This window comes from Propionibacterium cyclohexanicum (assembly GCF_900111365.1).
GTDB classification, from domain to species: Bacteria; Actinomycetota; Actinomycetes; order Propionibacteriales; family Propionibacteriaceae; genus Propionibacterium; species Propionibacterium cyclohexanicum.
Genome location: NZ_FOGZ01000013.1, coordinates 1 through 17,594 on the forward strand (window position 1 = coordinate 1; position 17,594 = coordinate 17,594).

The following is a 17,594-nucleotide window of genomic DNA, read 5'->3' on the forward strand; positions in this document are numbered from 1 at the left end:
CCCTGGGCTTCCGCAACCTCACCAACTACATCGCCAGAAGCCTGCTCGAGACAGGCGGATTCAGACCCCAACTACACCCTCGATTGGGATGAGCCGATTTCCTTTGAATGCAGTTGTTGCCATGCCTCTTGGTCTACGGCCTGCAGCGCCCCAATGACAGCATTTCGGCCAGCGGCTTAGCCCGGAATATCCACAGGCATTCACCCCGCACGACGACACCCCGTAACCTCATGGCATGAGTTATCCTCCGGCACCCTCGCGCAACCCAGCTGGCCTGCGCAACCCAGCTGGCTTGGCGAAGGGCGCAGCCATTGCCTGCCTCGCGTACTTCGGCCTCATCCTGCTGGCGGTCGAGGCCCTCATCCTCTTCGGTGGCGCCATCATCACCAATCTGCTGCGCCAGAGCGAGGAGTACATGAACTCCCCCGAGCTCTCGAGTACATCGGTGATCGCGGCGCTGGCCATCGTCGTGCTCGTCGTCTTCGCCTTCCCGATCGGCATCTCTGCGTGGATGCTCGCCGGAGCACTGAAGAAGAGCCCGGTCAATGTGCTGGTCCCGCTCATCATCTTCAGCGTCTTCACCGTCTTGTCGCTGCTCGGATCACTGGCCCGTAGCGCTGAGGGATCGGGGATCGGCGCTGGCCTGGCGGTCAACATCCCGTGGTACGTGATCCTCGTCGTTGGCTGGCTCGGATGGTCGCGGCTGAACAAGGCCCGTCGGGCCTTCATTGCCGCTGCTGGCAGGCAGGGCGGCTACCAGGGCTATCCCGGCTTTTCCGGCTCCCAGGGCTATCCCGGCCCAGATTCCGGGCTCACGGCGCAGGGCTATTCGCAGACCCCCGGGAGCCGATACCCCGCGCCGAGCTACCCGAGCTCGGATGCCGCGCAGCCTTCCCCGAACCCGTCCTATGCCCCAGAACCGCGCTACCAGGCTCCCGCCAATGACGCGGCGGCTCCCGGGCAGCCGGGCCAGCCCGAGCAGACCGAACCCACCCGGCGGCTCCCGCCGCCGCAGGCATGGCAGGCCCCGGAATCGTCGTGGCAGGCCCCGGAGTCGTCCTGGCAGGCCCCGGGCGCCGATGAGCCGACCATCGACCAGGGATCCCCATGGGCCCGTCCCGACGACCAGGACACGCCGGGCCCGGCCCACCGGGGCAACTAACCGGCCACTGCGGCAGGTGGCAGGATCACTCAGCTGCTGGTCCAGGCGCGCCACAGCCGTGCATACTCACCGTCGAGCGCCATGAGTTCGGAGTGCGAACCCAGTTCCACGATCTTCCCGTCGTTGACCACCGCGATACGGTCGGCGTCGTGGGCGGTGTGCAGCCGGTGCGCAATGGCGACCACGGTGCGGTCCTCCAGAAGCACCGAGAGCGAGCCCTCCACATCGCGGGCGGTATGCGGATCGATGAGGCTGGTGGCCTCGTCGAGAACCAGGGTGTGTGGATCGGCGATGACCAGCCTGGCCAGTGCGATCTGCTGAGCCTGAGCTGGGGTCAGCGACTGGCGCCCCGGTCCGACAACCGTCTGCAGACCCTGCGGGAAGGCGCTGACCCAGCCATCGGCATCCACCGTGCGCAGAGCCTGCCAGACCTGTTCGTCGGTGGCGGAGTCCTCGCGGGCCAGCACGATGTTGTCGCGGATCGTTCCCACGAAGACGTGATGCTCCTGGGTGACCAGGGCCACCTGGGTGCGCAGCACGGGCAGTGGAAGGTGCATGACGTCAACGCCTCCCACCTCCACGACACCCCCGCGAGGACGGTTGATGCCGGCCAGCAGCCGTCCCAGCGTCGACTTGCCCGAGCCGGAGGGCCCGACGACCGCCAAGCGCTCGCCCGGCACCAGATCCAGGCTCACACCGTGCAGGACATCGCGTCCCTCGCGATAGGCGAAGGTGAGCTCCCGTGCACGCATGTGCGCGTCCGCCGGCTTCTCGTCGGTGCTCCTGCGATCGGGCTCAACCGAGGCGATACCAAGCAGCCGCGTGGTGCCGGCGATCCCCACCTGCAACTCGTTGAGAGTGGCGATGAACCTGTTGAGCGGCGACACCATCTGCTGCAGATAGAGCGTGGCGGCGGTGATCTGGCCCAGGCTCACCCAACCACCCGACAGACCCACGGCGCCGAGCACGATGACCAGCACCAGGGGCAGCTGGTAGGACAGATCGGTCGGCACGAACATGAGATTTCGCAGACTCATCGTGTAGCGCTCGCGCTGCCCGGCCACGGCCAGGTCGTCGTCGGTCAGCGCGACGCGCTGGCCCTGCAGACCCAGCGCCTCCACCGTGCGAGCGCCCTCCACGGTCTCGGTCAGCGAGGTGTTCACCGCAGCGTAGGAATTGCCCTCGGCGATGTAGCCCTTGGGGGCGTCGCGCAGATAGCGGCGCAGCGTCCACCCCATGAGGGCGAAGGTGCCCACGAGCGGCAAGGTCAGCACCCAGGAATTCAGCACCATGCCGACCACGCTGAGCGAAACGGTGACCGCGGCGATGACGAAATTGGGCAGCGCCCACCGCACCGAGGAGGCCATCATCGAGACATCGCGGGTGACCCGGGTCACGAGATCGCCGGTGGATGCCGACTCGACCCGCCCCAGGGGCAATCGGAGGATCGTTCGGATGACGAACTCGCGCGCCTCGGCGAGCATCGACTGCCCGAAGACCGCCGAGGTGGCTCGCGCCCCGAGGTTGAGCACGGCCTGCATCACTACGACGCCCAACACGCCCAGCGCCGCACTGTCGACGACCCGGCCCACGCCCGGGCCACCGCCCTGCACCTCGTCGACCAGCCGACCCAGCAGGCGCGGAACGAACAGACCAGCGACGGCCGCCCCGATATTGGCAACGAGCAGAGTCGCAGCCAGCACGCGCCGCTGTGAGACGAGATGGCCGATGAACCTCAAGACCGCGCCATCGGAGGCCACCGGCAGTCCTCTGTCCGGGTTCCGGCTGCTCTCGTAGATCTGCTCGGCCGTCCGGCGGCGCACCCGGTGGCGGGCGCGCATCTCGGCCGCGCGGCGCCTGGGATCGCCACGGTGCGTGGCGATCAGTTCGGCGGGGACCCCGGAGACCGCCTTCCTGGTTGGCGACCAGGACGCGGCCGCCCGCATCCGGACCTCCTCCTCGGCGGCACTCAGTTCACTCACGATCCCTCCCCTCTCACGACGACAGCCCGGTACCCCGGCTCCCGCTCCATCAGCTCCCGGTGCGTGCCAGCGGCGCCGACCCGGCCGTCGTGCAGCCACACCACCCGGTCGGCGAACCTCAGCCACAGCGGCGAGACGGTTGTGAGGACCGTCGTGCGCCCCTTGCGGTACTCGCTGAGGCGCTCGGCGATGCGGGCCTCAGTATGGGCATCGACGGCACTGGTGGGTTCCACGAGCACGAGCACCGCCGGGTCGGCTAGCAGCGCCCGGGCCAGGACGAGCCTTTGGCGCTGGCCTCCTGAGACTCCCGAGCCCCGCTCGTCGATCCGGCTGGCCCAGCCCTGCGGCAGGGCGTCGAGGATGTCATATCCGCTCACCGCCCACAGGGCACGCTCCACCTGCTCACGGGTGGCCAGGGCGTGCGGGTCGAGGACACCTTGCAGGGGCCCGCTGAAGACCTGTGCCGCCGCATCGCTCACGAGGACCTCGCGACGCAGCACGTGCAGCGGGATTCGCGACAGGTCAATGCCGCCGAGGCTCACCCCCCAGCGTTCCTCGGCGACCTGCTCGTCGCGACGCGAGATCGCCGCCCGTTCGGCGGCGCGACGCTCCCGCGCTCGGGCGATCTGTTGGCGACCGTCCAGGTCGTTGTCCTCCTCGAGCCCATGCACCGGCGCCGTGTCGGCCGGCAGATAGCGCCCGAGCCGGTCGGCGAGTGCAGCCGACTCGTCGGGGTGCTCGCACACGATGACCGTGAGTTCCCCGGCGCGCGCTTCGAACCCGCTGCGCTCGTCGACGATGTCAGCGCGCGCGGCGTCGACCTCCATCGGATCGGCCGGTTCCCGCCAGGGTGGCGTCTGGCGCAGCAGCCCGATCGTCTTGCGGGCGGCCACGAGCGCCTGGACGGACTTGAGGGCCAGCTCGAAGACGGTCTGCATGGGCTGCACGAGGAAGGTGGCGTAGCCGAAGAAGCTGATGAGCGCACCCGGGCTCAGCCGGCCGTCGATCATCTGATGGGCACCGAGCCAGGTAAGCAATACGAGCAGACCGCCCGACATGAGCACGCTCACCGAGTCGATCGCGGCGAACCAGACACCCGCCTGCACACCCGCGGCGCGCACCCGCTGGGACTGCCTGGCGTAGTTCTCGCCGAAGGTGCGCTCACCGCCGATGCCGCGCAGCACCCGAAGCCCCGCCACGATGTCGGTGGCCTGCCCGGTGAGGATCGAGCTGCGTTCGCGCTCCACTCGCTGGGCACGCTGCTGGGGTGCCAGCAACGGCGAGGCCAGCGCCACCATCGCCGGGGCGGCGACCAGCACGACCACACCGAGTTGGGGCGAGACGCTCAGCACCATGAGGGCGACGACGACGAACGAGACGAGCGCGGCGATCGCCCGGCCGACACACTCCGCGAACATACCGAAGGTGTCGGTGTCCGAGGTGGCGATGGCGAGCATCTCACCGGTGGGGATGCGCCGCGTGATGACGTGCCCCATCTGGGCCACCTTGCGAGCCACCAGACCGGTGGTCCGGTACATCACCGACAGCCACTGCGCCACGCCGGATGTCTGAGCGGCCCGGTTGCACAGCACCCCGACGACGATGAGCCCCGTGAGCCCGGCGGCCCAGCCGAGAGCGGCGCCGAGATCGTGGGCGAGGATGCCCTCGTCCACGGCCTTGCCGAGGAACCACGGGCTCAATGCGCCAGGCAACAGCCCGAGCAGTCCCAGGCCGGCGCTCAGCGATACCAGGCCGCGCTCCGCCCACAGCGACCAACACAAGAAGCGCAGCCCGCTCGAGGTGACCGGCTCATCACGAGCGGGTCCGGTGTCGGCGTCACGGGGGCGCTCCGCATGGGTATAGGCGCGCACGGGGGGTGGGAAAGTCTGCATGGCCCGACAACTCTACGGCCTACCCCCACCCTCGCGCCGTGCACCCGCAGGCGAGCCTCCTCGCACCGCTGGTCGGCACCGGGCGGGTGCCGCATGAAGTTCACTCTTGGCCATGACGTCATCTGCATGTCACCCGCAGCTGGCAAGCTGGGCTCATGACATGGCTTCCGCAGATGGTCGCGCTCGACATCGATGGAACCCTGGTGGACCACTCCGGCGTCCTGCCGGCCCGGGTGGGCGACGCCGTCGCGCAGGCCGTTGGCGCAGGTGCCGTGGTGGTGCTCGCCACCGGACGGGCCTTCCTCGACGCCAAGCCGGTCATCGACCACCTGGCGCTGCCGCCGGGGCCCCACCTGGCCTCCAATGGCGCCGTCGTCGTCGAGCACCCACCCACCACGATCACCCATGTGACCACCTTCGATCCCACCGATGTGATCCACCGCGTGCACGAGCTGGCACCCGCCGCCTGCATCGCTGTCGAGGACGTCGGGCGCGGTTTCCGCCTGAACAAGCTGTTTCCCCGCGACGAGCTGCACGGCCGGATGCGCATCGAGTCCATCGAGCGGCTCTGCGCCAAGCCTGCCACCCGGGTGATCGTGCGCGACCCCGACAGCCAGGAGCAGGACTTCTTGCGGCTGGCGGACCAGCTGGGCATGCACGGCGTGAGCTACTCCGTGGGATGGTCCGCCTGGCTGGACATCGCCCCCGAGGGGGTCAACAAGGCCACCGGACTGGCTCGCGTCAGTGCCGCTGCGGGGATCGACCCCGCCGACGTGCTCGCCATCGGCGATGGCCGCAATGACCTGGAGATGTTGCGCTGGGCCGGCCGGGGCGTGGCGATGGGCGACGCGAGCTGGGAGGTGCGCGAGGCCGCCGACGACGTCACCGCGAACTTCGACGACGATGGCACCGCCCTCGAGCTGGAGCGCTGGTTCTCCTTCGGCAGCCGCGGCGTCAGCCGGCTGCGCAGCGCCTGAGCTGCTCCGCCCAGGGGGGCATTCCCCCCGGATTCGCCCCGGATTCTGCTATTTGCTGCCTCGCTACCTAGCATGGCTGTGAGGGCCTCTCGCGGGGACGCCGTCACGTCTCCCGCCAACCCACAGAAGGAGAGCAGAGATGCCAGCAGAAAAGAGCACCCCTGCGCAGATCATCGAGAGCATCGGCGGTCCCGAGAACATCGCCCAGATGACTCACTGCGCAACACGCCTGCGATTCGAACTCAACGACAATTCGACAATCGATCAGGCAAAGGTCGAAGCCATCCCGGGTGTCATGGGGGCAGTCCCGCAGGCCGGGAACCGCTATCAGGTCGTCATCGGCGGCGGTGTCGAGAGTGTCTACAACGACATCTTGGCGCTGCCCGAGATGAAGGGCGTCGGCAGCGAGAAGTCGGCCGAGGAGATCAAGGCGGCAGCCCGCTCAGGGGGTCCGCGCGGTAGATTCCACTGGCTGGACAGCTTCTTCGAGTTCTTGTCCGATTCCTTCCGCCCCATCCTGGGCGCACTGCTCGGCGCGTCGCTGTTCATCACCTTCATGGCGCTCATGGCGTCGTTGGGGATCATCGGCAACTGGGCCGACTCGCGTGTCACCCTGCCCCCCACCTGGGCGTTCCTGAATTTGACGTGGAAGGGCGTGTTCTACTTCCTGCCGCTCATGGTCGCCTACAACGCAACGAAGAAGCTGCGCGCCGATCCCTGGGTGGGCTTCTCCGTGATGGCCGTACTCATGCTCCCAGGCTTCCTGGCCATGAAGGAGGGCGCCGAGACGCTCTCCATTGCCGGCAGCCAGGTCGAGGTCGTCCGGCTGTTCGGCGGGCTGCCCCTGACGATCTTCGACTACAACTCGCAGGTCTTCCCGCCGCTGCTCATGGCCGCAGTGCTCGCGCCGCTGTACCGCGGGCTGAAGAAGATCATTCCCGAGAACGTGCAGCTGATCTTCGTGCCCTTCCTCACCATGCTCGTGATGATTCCCGTGACAGCCTTCATCATTGGGCCCATCGGTGTCTACGCCGGCGCCGGGCTGAGCGGAATCCTCAAGTCGGTCAATGACTTCTCGCCGTTCATCTTCGCCATCCTCATCCCGCTGCTGTACCCGTTCATGGTGCCGTTGGGCCTGCACTGGCCCATCAACGCCGTCATGCTGCTGAACATCCAGACACTGGGCTACGACTTCATCCAGGGCCCGATGGGTGCCTGGAACTTCGCCTGCTTCGGTGCCACGGCCGGCGTGCTGCTGCTGTCGGTGAGATACAAGGAGATCGACATGCGCCAGACCGCCATCGGCGCACTGGCCGCCGGATTGTTCGGCGGCATCTCCGAGCCGAGCCTGTACGGGATTCATCTGCGATTCAAGCGGATCTATCCGTCCATGCTGGTCGGCTGCGCTGTCGGTGGCCTGGTGCAGGGCATCGGCGGAGGCGTCACCACGAAGGCCTTCGTGTTCACCTCGCTGCTCACGATTCCGGCATTCAGCAACATCCCGCTGTACGCGCTGTCCGTCGGAATCGCCTTCATCGTCGCCATGGCTCTGGTCGTCACCCGTGACTTCCGTACTCGCGATGACCGCACCGAGAACACCCGCATCCGCGAGGAGAACGAAGCAGATCTGGCCGCCGAGTCGCTGCAGAAGGAGCAGGCCGCGGGCGGCACGGACACCGCCGCGCAACCCGCGCCGGTCAAGGCAGCACTGCAGCCGGGAGCCGTCACCGAGATCGCCGCGCCACTGGACGGCAGAGTCGTCGCACTGGAGGAGGTGCCCGATCCGGTCTTCAGCAAAGGCACTGTCGGCGCCGGGGTGGGGATCGACCCGAGCGGTGACACCGTCACGTCCCCGGGAGACGGCAAGATCATCGTCGCCCAGTCCACCGGTCATGCCGTGGGAGTCAGGCTGGACAACGGAATCGAGATCCTCATCCATGTCGGCATCGACACCGTCAACCTGGCGGGCAAGGGCTTCGAGGTGCACATCAAGCGCGGAGACCAGGTGAAGGCAGGCGATCCGCTGGTCAGTTTCGATCGCGCCATCATCGAAGAGGCCGGCTATTCGCTCATCACACCCGTGCTCATCACCAACCAGCGCAAGTTTGCTGACGTGAAGCCGCTGGCCAGCGGGGTCGTGTCGGCGGGGCAGCCACTCCTGGCGGTCACTGCCAAGCCGGCACCCGAACCGGCGCCGGCTGTCTGACGCACCGTCCACCTGACGCGCCGGCCACGCCGGTCATTGACATGACCGGCGTGGCCGGCGCGGCCTGGTCAGTAGCTCACCCCGATGGTGGAGGTCTGCGCCATATATGCGGCCTGCTGGGCGAATGCTCGCCGGAGCCCCTCGCCTGGCCAGCGGCCCTCGGCGATCTCGTGGCCGCGGCGCAGCTGGTCACGGGTGAGGCCCGGGAAGGCCTGCGACAGAGCATGCCCGGCGTCGAGCAGGGCGATGAGCACCCCGGTGTCCTCGTCCGGTTCGGCGCCGTTGAACACACTCATGAGGCGACCGCGCAGCTCCACCTCGGGTACCCCATCGGCCTGCGGGTAGCGGGTCCGCGGGATGATGCCGAGCAGCCGGTCACGACGGGTCGTCAGCACGCCCGAGCCAACCAGGCGCTCCACGACGTGCTCACGCAGCGACCGAGCGGTGTGCGGCTGCTTTCCGAACGGACTGGCCAGGGCCGCAATTGCCTGGTCGCAGGTCTTGCCCAGACAGCGGTGGACGATCTCCTCGTGCAGCTCATCTCGCGCTGCCCTGTGCCCGGCGCACAGGAAGGGCAGGCCCTCCCGACTGCTGTCGAACGCGAGCACGTCATCGCGCACGAGACAGGCCAGTTCCGCGGCGGCCACCGTGAAATCGACCGTCGTGAGATCCTGACGAAATCCCCCCTTGTCGTCGTCGAGCACGAGCAATACGTACTCGGCGGCGAGATCCACTGAATTCGACATGTCAACCCCTTTGTCCATGTCCGTGATGTCACTTCAAGTATGGCTCGCCTCAGCCAACGACATCGGGCATTCGACAGGGGGTTGACGAGGGACGTTCGTCACTTGTCGAGGCGGCGCAGCACTCAGCGGGTGGTGCGCGGATGGAATACCTCGACGCCGCCGATGTAGGGCCGCAACACCTCGGGCACCACGACGGAGCCGTCCGCCTGCTGATAGTTCTCCAGGATCATGACGATCATCCGCGTCATGGCGCACAGGGTGCCGTTGAGAGTGGCCAGCGGACGCACCTGCTTGCCCTCGCGCACCCGGATATTGAGCCGGCGGGCCTGGAACTGCGTGCAGTTCGAGGTGGAGGTGATCTCTCGATATCTGCCCTGCGAGGGAACCCAGCCGTAGCAGTCGTACTTGCGCGCCGCGGACAGCCCCAGATCGCCCGATGCCACATCGAGCACCTCGAAGGGAATACCGAGAGCCGAGATGAACTCCTTCTCGTGGGCCAGCAGCCTCTGGTGCTCGGCAACGGCGTCCTCCGGGCGGCAGTAGACGAACATCTCGAACTTGTCGAACCAGTGCACCCGGAAGATCCCGCGGGTGTCCTTGCCGTAGCTGCCCGCCTCCCGGCGATAGGCGGGGCTGAACCCGGTGTAGCGCAGCGGAAGCTCGCTCGCCTCGAGGATCTCGTCGCTGTGATAGGCCGCCAGCGGCACCTCAGCCGTCCCGACGAGGTACTGGTCATCGCGCTCGAGGTAGTACACGTCGTCGGCCGCCTGGCCGAGGAAGCCCGTGCCCTCCATCGCCGAGGGGTTGACCAACGCCGGGGGGATCATCGGCTCCAGACCCCACTCCAGCGCCTTGTGAAGGGCGAACTGGGTGAGCGCGAACTCCAGCAGGGCACCAGGGCCCTTGAGGAAGTAGAAGCGGCTTCCCGAGACCTTTGCGCCGCGCTCCATGTCGATGGCGCCCAGCGCCTCTCCGAGTTCGAGGTGGTCCTTGACGGCGATCCCCTCCGCCGCGAAATCCCGGGGCGTACCCACCGTTTCGATCACATAGAGATCGTCCTCGCCGCCGGCCGGGACGTCCTCGAAGACGATATTGCCGAGCTTCTTGACGACCGCCGTATAGGCCTCGTCGGCCTCGTCGGCCCGGGCCTGCAGTTCCTTGACCTCGGCGGCGAGCTGCTTGGTGCGTGCCAACAGTTCGGTCCGCTCGTCCCCGGATGCCTTCGAGATCCGGGCGCCGAGCGACTTCTGCTCGGCGCGGGCCGTCTCGAAGGCACTGATGGCCGATCGGCGCGCCTCGTCGGCAGCCAGTGCCTCGTCGACAACCTCAACGGACTCACCGCGAGCCTGCTGGGAGCGCCTGACACGGTCGGGATCGGTACGCAACAGCTTGGGGTCGATCATGGGCCCTAGGTTACCGTTGGGCGCGCCGCGGATTCGCGCCCCTTGTCCCGGCCTGCTGCGACAATGGCCACCATGACCACCAGACCCTTCAGCCGCTTCAATCTGTGGCTTCTCGTCTGGTTCACCTGCGCATATCTCGTGTGGACGGTGCTGACTCTGCGGGCCGGGCTGTTCGCCGCGATAGATGCCTCGAGCGACACGGCGCGCCTGCAGCCCGACTCCCCGGCCGCCCAGATCGCCGCCGCCTTCACCCTCGTGAGCCATCCCCTGGTGCTGTGCGTGGGGCTCATGGCGCTGGGCATCTGGGCCTGGCGCGGCAAGCTGCGTCATCTGGCGACTGCCTCGATAGCCTCGGGCCTGCTCAGCTGGGGGGCGGCGGTGCTCGTGGCGAACAGTGTGCAACGCCCCCGGCCGCCCTCGCCGCTGTCGACGGCCCTGACCTATTCCGGCTATGCCTATCCGGACGCCCATATGGCGGTAGTCACGGCTGCTGCCGCGGTGGTCATCACGACCATCACCACGACGCGTCGCCCCCCGATCGCCATGCTGGTGGCTCGGCTCAGTGCGCTGGCGTTCATCGTGGCGAGCGGGCTGGCCCAGTGGTCGATGAACGAGGCGCGGATCAGCGATCTGGTGGGCGGGATGCTGCTGGGCGGGACGGTCGTCACAGCTGTCCTGTTCGTGGCCAGGGTGCGTATGCTTCCTGTGATGACGATCAGGCGCCAGGCCAGCACGAACCGGCCCCACGGCGGATTGTGCGCCGTCATCTACAATCCCCACCGGATGGCCGACGAGATGGTCTTCCGCCGCCAGATCGCCAACGAACTGGCAGGTGAGCACTGGGAGGCGCCGCTGTGGCTCCCCACCACTCCTGACGACGCCGGGCAGGGCATGGTGGCCACCGCGCTGTCGCGCGGGGCGGATCTGGTGATCGGCGCCGGTGGCGACGGCACCATCCGCGTCATCGCACAGAGCCTGGCCGGAAGCGGGGTGCCCTTCGGCATCGTGCCGTCGGGCACCGGCAATCTGTTGGCCAAGAATCTCGGCATCCCCCTCGACCGGGAGGATGCCATCCGGGTGGCGGTGAAGGGCAGGCCACGAGCCATCGATTTGGTGAAACTCGTCGTGGACGGGCGATCCGAGGCTGCGATGCGCTTCGGCGTGATGGCCGGGATCGGTTTCGACGCCCGTCTCATGAGCCGCACCAACGAATCGCTGAAACGCCTCGTGGGAAGCGCCGCCTATGTGGTCTCCGCAGTACCGGAACTGCTCGTCTCGCCCCACCGGGTGGAGATCACCGTTGACGGTGTCCGCCAGGTGAGGCGCAAGGCCGTGCTCACCGTCATGGGCAATGTCGCCTCGATCGGCGGGGGCCTGGAACTGATGCCCGACGCCGATCCCACCGACGGGCGGATGGAAATGGTGATCGGCTCGCCCACCGGGCTGTTCGCCTGGGCGCGGACCGCACTGCAGGTGATCACGCGCGGCCGGGCAGGCAACTCGCTCGAGCAGTACACCGGCCAGCAGATGAGCGTCCGGGTGGACGAGCCGATGCCCTATGAACTGGACGGCGACACGGTGGGCGAGGGATGTCTCTTCGAGGCCGAGGTCGACCCGGGAGCCCTGGTCGTCATGGCGCCTCTCAGTTCCGCAAGCCACTCCTGAGCGTTCCGGTAGTCGGCATTCTTGCCGCCGGCACGCACGGTCGGCGGCTTGGCGTCGGCCCGCGGATAGCTGCCCAGGAAGATGACGTGCTTGCAGATCCGCTTGAGACCGAGCAGGGTCTCGGCCATCCGCGCATCCTCCAGATGCCCCTCGGCGTCGATACTGAAGCTGTAGCTGCCCAATGTGGTGCGCGTCGGGCGCGATTCGATGCGGCACAGGTTCACGCCGCGCACGGCGAATTGCTGGAGGATCGCCAGCAGCGCCCCCGGCTCGTCGTGACGCAGGTAGACGACCATGCTCGTCTTGTCGGCACCGGTCTGGGCAGGCAGCTCACCTGGGCGGGAGACCAGGACGAAACGGGTCACCGCCTCGGCGTTGTCGGCGATGTCATGGGCCAGCACCTCGAGCCCGTAGTGCCTGCTCGCCACCGGGGCGCACACCGCGGCGTCGAAACCCGAGCTGGGATCGGAGACGGTCTTGGCCGCAGCGGCTGTGGACCCGCGCTCGACCACCTGGGCGCGGGGAATGGTGGTGGCGAGCCAGTGGCGCACCTGGGCTGCGGCATGGGGATGCGTGATGACGCGACGCACCTGGCCCAGCTCGGTGCCGGGACGGGCCGCGAGATCGAAGCTCACGGGAATGAGCACCTCGCGGACGATCCGAAGGGGCGCCAGTTCGAGATCGCCGAGAGCATCGAGGGACGCGGAGACCCCGCCCTCCACCGAGTTCTCCAGGGGAACCATGGACGCTTCCACCGCGCCCTCGCGCACCGCATCGAGTGCCGCCCCGATCGAGGCAAAGGAGCGGGCCGGTTCCCTGCTGAGGGTGAGCAGGGCCTGGTGCGTGAACGTCCCCTCGGGACCGAAATAGCCGAACATGGATCGAGCCTATTGGTTCGGGTCGGCCCGGGGCATCGCGTCCCTGCCCGCACCGTGTGCGACCGCAAGCGCGGGGACATCGCCGTGCGCGACCGCAAGCGCGGGGACATCGCGGAGTCCGACCCCGAACACGGCGTCCATGCTGGCACAATCGTGGCATGTCCCTGCCAGCCGGCCACGATCCCTCCGAGGGCATCCCCAGCCGTCCTCCCAGCAGTCCCCCGGGCGCCCACCCCTCGCACGGCTCGGCCGGGGCTGCCGGCGATGGCGAGAGACATCCGGCGTTCGGCCACCCAGCCGCTGGCCACCCCCTCGACGAGCGGCGGGATGCGCAGGCTGCCCTCGACTCCTATCTCGAGATGGGGCCGCAATGGCAGAAGGAGGTGGTCGACTCGTTCATGACCAGGGTGGACGCCGTGACGGCGCAGCGCTGGCAGGAGAGCGAGTATGTGCGTCAGCAACGCATCATTGGCGAGCGGGCCGCCGAGAAGGCCAGGACCCGTGAGCTGGTTCTCACCCTGGTCTTCGCCATACCGCTCACCGGAATAGCCTCCACCGCAGGGTTGCTCGGAATGATCGTCTGCTGGGCCGGCATCGCGGCAGTGCTGTTCGCCATTCACTCGCCCTCCCGCGAGCAGCACCGCCCACGCGAGCTGGGGCACTGAGCGGCCTCGGCTCAGGTGAGCAGTCGGCTCATCCTGCGATCGGCGAGCACCCTGTCGCCCGTCTGACAGTGCGGGCAGTACTGCAATGAGGAGTCGGCGAAACTGACCTCGGCAATCGGCGTCGCACAGACCGGGCACGGTTCGCCGGTGCGGCCATGGATACGCAGGGTCGCCCGCTTGCCGGCCTTGAGCTTGTCCGGGCTCTGGTCCCGCGCGCTGGCGAGTGCCTCGAGCAGGACTTCGCGGATCGCCCGGTACAGGTCCTCGCACCTGCGGCCATCGAGACTGGCGGCCGGCGTGAACGGGCCCAGCCGCGCGGCGTGCAGAATCTCGTCGCTGTAGGCATTGCCGATGCCGGCGATCACCCCCTGATTGCGCAGCACACCCTTGAGCTGTGCCCGGCCCGCAGAGCTCAGGAGTCCGGCAAGCACAGCGAGGGTGAACTGGGGACTGAGCGGATCGATGCCCAGCGCGGCCACGCCGGGGACCTGCTGGGGGGACTCGACGATGTATGCCGCGAGCCGATGCTGGGTGCCGGCCTCGATGAGGTCGAAGCCCGCGCCGCTGTCCACCCCGATGCGCACCGCGAGGTGGCCCGCTCGGCCCCGGGGTCGGCGCGTGGGGCGCTGCTCATGCCAGACCAGCCAGCCTGCCCGTGCCAGATGGAAAACCAGGTGCAGGGGAGGCACGGCGACGTCGACGAACTTCCCGTGCCGCACGACCGCACCGATCGGGTGCCCGATCAGGTCCGCGGGGTCGTGCTCGAAGGTCTTGAGGGCGCTGATGGACACCACCTCGGCGTGGGTGAGCGTGGTGCCCGCCAGCTGTTTCCCCAGGAAGCGCGCAAGTGCCTCAACCTGTGGCAGCTCAGGCATCGTGAGCCTCGGGCGGCCAGTGCCCATATCCACGCCGTCGGGTGTCGACTTCGCGAGGCCAGTCCAGGTCGGGGGCGTCCAGGGCATCGCCGAGCATCTCCAGATAGCGCTCGCGGGAGATCTCGGTGGCCCCCATGCTGGCCAGATGGGGGGTGAGCCACTGCACGTCGAGCAGCGGGCTGCGGGTTCCGTCGCCGACAAGCTCGGACATCAGGCGCACGAGCGCCACCTTCGAGGCGTCGCGGCCATGGCGTGGGTCGTGGAACATGGACTCCCCGGCGAACAGGCCGCCGAGCGCAACGCCGTACAGCCCGCCGACCAGGCGCCCGGCGGCGTCCCAGGTCTCGACGCTGTGTGCCTGCCCCTGCTCGAACAAGGTGGTGTACACCGCGGTGATCTGCTCGTCGATCCAGCCACCGGGACGCCGCGGATCGGCACAGGCCGCGATGACCCGTTCGAAGGCGGTGTCGATGGTGGTCGCGTAGCGCTTGGCCGTCTTGCGAAGGCTGCGCCGCACAGCCAGCTCGCCGGCTCGGATGATGCCGCGGCGCAGCGGTGACCACCAGCACATGCCCTGGTAGCCGGACTCGTGCAAGGGCATGGGGAACAGCCCCGAGGTATAGCCCGCCAGCGTGATGTCGACATCGAGAGTGCTGCTGAAGCCGATCAGGTCCTGGTCCGGCCACCCTTCGACGGGACCGAAGGCGTGATCGATCATGACTCCAGTCTGGCACCGCGCGCAGAGAGCTCACAGATGAGGTCTGCGAGGTGGGGGCCCGGAAACCCCCGGACCTGAGGGGCCGCGGACATCAGGAAGCCCAGGACATCAGGAAGCCCCGCAGCGTGCGCTGCGGGGCTTCGGTGAGAAGTGGGGAACCGGGCCGGAAGGCCCGGCTGCGATCAGATGTTGATGACCTGGCCGGCGTAGATGAGGTTCGCGTCGGCGATGGTGGAGGAGTTCAGGGCGAACAGCTCCTGCCAGGTCGTGCCATTGGCGGACGCGATGGAGCCGAGCGTGTCGCCGGGACGGACGGTGTAGGTGCCGGTGGCGGCGCGGGTGGCGGTGTAGGTGCTCGTGGTCGCCTGGCTGTCGTCCGAGCTGGAAGCAGCGTACTTCGGGGTATAGCTCTGCTTCGGAGCGGCGGACTGCGTCTGGACAGCGCCCTGAGTGTTCGTGCCCGAGTAATTCTGGGACGAACCGCCCTGCGCGCCGCAGACGGGCCATGCGCCGATACCCTGGCCAGCCAGGACTCGCTCGGCGACCGCGATCTGCTGTTCGCGAGACGCATTCTGCGCTGAGCCAGTGCCGCCGTAGGCAGCCCAAGTGCTGGGCGTGAACTGCAGGCCACCGGCGAAGCCGTTGCCCGTGTTGATGGACCAGTTGCCACCGGACTCGCATTGTGCGATGGCGTCCCAGTTCACTGAGTCGGCCGACGCATTCGACGCGAGGGTCGCGCTGACGCCGCCGGCCAGGGCAGCGGCCGCCGCGACGGAAGCGATTCGAGTAAGTGTCTTTGCCATGGGCACTATCCTGAACCAAAACCTGAGAAATTCCAAGCTTGAGCCGGGAACTTCTCAGTTGAGCTGCACGGGGGACCACGTCACCCCTTGTCACAGCCGATTCTGTGAAATCTTGACAGTTCTCACCCATGTCTCACCAAACGGACACCCTGCTCGACGGCCCTACGGCGGCCCAGCTCAGCGTTCCTCGATCGGGCGCCAGCTGCGCCCCACCTCCCCGGTGTAGATCTGGCGAGGCCGGTAGATGCGGGTCTTCGGGTTGTTGTGGATCTCGCGCCAGTTGGCGATCCAGCCGGGCATCCGCCCGATGGCGAACATCACCGTGAACATGTTCAGCGGGATGCCCAGGGCACGCAGGATGATCCCCGAGTAGAAGTCCACGTTCGGGTACAGCCGTCGCTCGATGAAGTAGTCATCCGCCAGCGCCACCTCGGCAAGCTCCTGGGCCAGCTCGAGCAGCGGGTCGACGACGTCGAGAGCTGCCAGCAGGTCTTCGGCGGCCTGCTTCAGGATGCGCGCGCGCGGATCGACGCTGCGGTAGACCCGGTGGCCGAAGCCCATCAACCGCACGGAGCTGCTCCGATCCTTGACCGTGCGCACGAAGTCCTCGGGACTGATCTTCTCGCGGCGCATGTGCTGGAGCATCTGGATCACGCCGGTGTTGGCACCGCCATGGCGTGAGCCCCACAGCGCCACCACCCCGGCCGAGCAGGCGGCGTAGAGATTCGCCTCGCCCGAGGCCACCATCCGCACCGTCGAGGTGGAGCAGTTCTGCTCGTGGTCGGCGTGCAGCAGCCAGAACAGGTCGAGCGCCTTGACCATCTCCGGCTTGAGCTCGTACTCGTGATAGGGCACCGAGAACATCATGTGCAAGAAGTTCTCGGCGTAGAGGAGATCGCTGCGCGGATAGATGAGCGGCTGGCCGATCGAGGTCTTGTAGGAGCCCGCGGCGATGGTGCGCACCTTGCTCATGAGGTTGGCCGCGTACTTCTCGAAGGTCGCATCGTCACCCGGATCGATCTTGGGACGGTCGTGGGCCGATAGGGCATTGATCATTGCCGAGAGAATCGCCATCGGGTGGGCACGCTCGGGGAAGGCCGCATAGTGCCGGCGCATAGTGGTGTGCAGTGCCGCGTTGTCGGTGAGCAGCTCGCTGAAAACATCGCGCTCGGATTCGCTGGGCAGATGCCCGTAGATGATGAGGAAGGCGGTCTCGATGAAGTCCGAGTGCTCAGCCAGCTCCTCGATCGGGATCCCGCGGTGACACAGGATTCCCTTCTCGCCGTCGATGTAGGTGATTGCCGAACGACAGGAACCGGTGTTGCAATAGCCCTCGTCGAGGGTGATGAGATCTGCGTCACGGCGCAGGGAACTGATGTCGATCGCCCGGTCGCCATTGGCTCCCTCCACGATCGGCAATTCGTAGATCTTTCCGTCCACCTGCAAGCTCGCGGTTTGGCCCATCACAAATCTCCTCACTACAGCGCAGCCGTGCATTTGCCGGGCGCGGGACGCACGAAACGGGCCCGCGGGGGTATTCGCCCCTCATTGTCGTGCCTCCGCCCGGCAGGCAGGGCCATTTTTCACATGGCGGCGCGCCCCTCAGGGGGCACTCCGGGTGG

General features: G+C 67.7%; 14 protein-coding genes. 5 read left to right on the forward strand and 9 right to left on the reverse strand.

Features of this window, described 5'->3' with window-relative positions:
- The first annotated feature begins 235 nt into the window (after positions 1–235).
- Complete coding sequence (locus tag BMX93_RS07235; RefSeq protein ID WP_091969578.1) at positions 236–1,162, forward strand: chromosomal replication initiator protein DnaA; 927 nt, start codon at positions 236–238, stop codon at positions 1,160–1,162.
- A 29-nt stretch (positions 1,163–1,191) separates the two neighbouring features.
- Here BMX93_RS07235 and BMX93_RS07240 read toward each other — a convergent pair whose 3' ends face one another.
- Positions 1,192–3,144 carry an ABC transporter ATP-binding protein gene (locus tag BMX93_RS07240; RefSeq protein ID WP_245725782.1) on the reverse strand — a complete coding sequence of 651 codons (1,953 nt, stop codon included), beginning with the start codon at positions 3,142–3,144 and terminating at the stop codon, positions 1,192–1,194.
- Positions 3,141–5,036 carry an ABC transporter ATP-binding protein gene (locus tag BMX93_RS13290; protein WP_091969580.1) on the reverse strand — a complete coding sequence of 632 codons (1,896 nt, stop codon included), beginning with the start codon at positions 5,034–5,036 and terminating at the stop codon, positions 3,141–3,143. The genes BMX93_RS07240 and BMX93_RS13290 overlap by 4 nt, the downstream gene beginning before the upstream one ends.
- Before the next feature lie 173 nt (positions 5,037–5,209).
- On the opposite strand from BMX93_RS13290, the gene BMX93_RS07250 reads away from it, so the two are divergent.
- Entirely contained in the window at positions 5,210–6,013 is an 804-nt protein-coding gene (locus BMX93_RS07250; protein WP_091969582.1) for an HAD family hydrolase, read from the forward strand.
- A 139-nt stretch (positions 6,014–6,152) separates the two neighbouring features.
- A complete protein-coding gene (locus tag BMX93_RS07255) occupies positions 6,153–8,219 on the forward strand; it encodes a glucose PTS transporter subunit IIA (RefSeq protein WP_091969585.1) in 2,067 nt (688 codons plus the stop codon).
- Positions 8,220–8,287: 68 nt separating this feature from the next.
- On the opposite strand, the gene BMX93_RS07260 is transcribed toward BMX93_RS07255, so the two are convergent.
- Positions 8,288–8,965 (reverse strand): GOLPH3/VPS74 family protein, encoded by a 678-nt coding sequence (locus tag BMX93_RS07260; protein ID WP_177170112.1) that lies wholly within the window; start codon positions 8,963–8,965, stop codon positions 8,288–8,290.
- 122 nt (positions 8,966–9,087) lie between these two features.
- The gene (serS, locus tag BMX93_RS07265) at positions 9,088–10,368 is read right to left on the reverse strand and encodes a serine--tRNA ligase (RefSeq protein WP_091969588.1); all 1,281 of its coding nucleotides are present in this window, start codon (positions 10,366–10,368) and stop codon (positions 9,088–9,090) included.
- 72 nt (positions 10,369–10,440) lie between these two features.
- On the opposite strand from serS, the gene BMX93_RS07270 reads away from it, so the two are divergent.
- On the forward strand, positions 10,441–12,033 hold the full coding sequence (locus tag BMX93_RS07270) for a bifunctional phosphatase PAP2/diacylglycerol kinase family protein (protein ID WP_177170113.1): 1,593 nt from the start codon (positions 10,441–10,443) through the stop codon (positions 12,031–12,033).
- On the opposite strand, the gene pheA is transcribed toward BMX93_RS07270, so the two are convergent.
- Positions 11,925–12,911, reverse strand: a complete 987-nt coding sequence (gene pheA / locus BMX93_RS07275; protein WP_091969592.1) for a prephenate dehydratase — start codon at positions 12,909–12,911, stop codon at positions 11,925–11,927. The genes BMX93_RS07270 and pheA overlap by 109 nt on opposite strands.
- 158 nt (positions 12,912–13,069) lie before the next feature.
- Here pheA and BMX93_RS07280 point away from each other — a divergent pair, with 158 nt between their 5' ends.
- Positions 13,070–13,576: a hypothetical protein gene (locus BMX93_RS07280; RefSeq protein ID WP_091969594.1), complete on the forward strand. Its 507-nt coding sequence runs from the start codon at positions 13,070–13,072 to the stop codon at positions 13,574–13,576.
- Between the two features lie 11 nt (positions 13,577–13,587).
- Here BMX93_RS07280 and BMX93_RS07285 read toward each other — a convergent pair whose 3' ends face one another.
- The 4 genes from BMX93_RS07285 to BMX93_RS07300 form a co-directional block, all read right to left on the reverse strand.
- Positions 13,588–14,451 carry a DNA-formamidopyrimidine glycosylase family protein gene (locus BMX93_RS07285; protein ID WP_091969717.1) on the reverse strand — a complete coding sequence of 288 codons (864 nt, stop codon included), beginning with the start codon at positions 14,449–14,451 and terminating at the stop codon, positions 13,588–13,590.
- The gene (gene aat, locus BMX93_RS07290) at positions 14,444–15,169 is read right to left on the reverse strand and encodes a leucyl/phenylalanyl-tRNA--protein transferase (protein ID WP_091969596.1); all 726 of its coding nucleotides are present in this window, start codon (positions 15,167–15,169) and stop codon (positions 14,444–14,446) included. Before aat ends, BMX93_RS07285 begins: the two co-directional genes overlap by 8 nt.
- Before the next feature lie 182 nt (positions 15,170–15,351).
- Positions 15,352–15,972, reverse strand: a complete 621-nt coding sequence (locus BMX93_RS13440; protein WP_091969598.1) for a LysM peptidoglycan-binding domain-containing protein — start codon at positions 15,970–15,972, stop codon at positions 15,352–15,354.
- Positions 15,973–16,149: 177 nt separating this feature from the next.
- Positions 16,150–17,436: a citrate synthase gene (locus BMX93_RS07300; RefSeq protein ID WP_091969600.1), complete on the reverse strand. Its 1,287-nt coding sequence runs from the start codon at positions 17,434–17,436 to the stop codon at positions 16,150–16,152.
- Positions 17,437–17,594 lie beyond the last annotated feature (158 nt).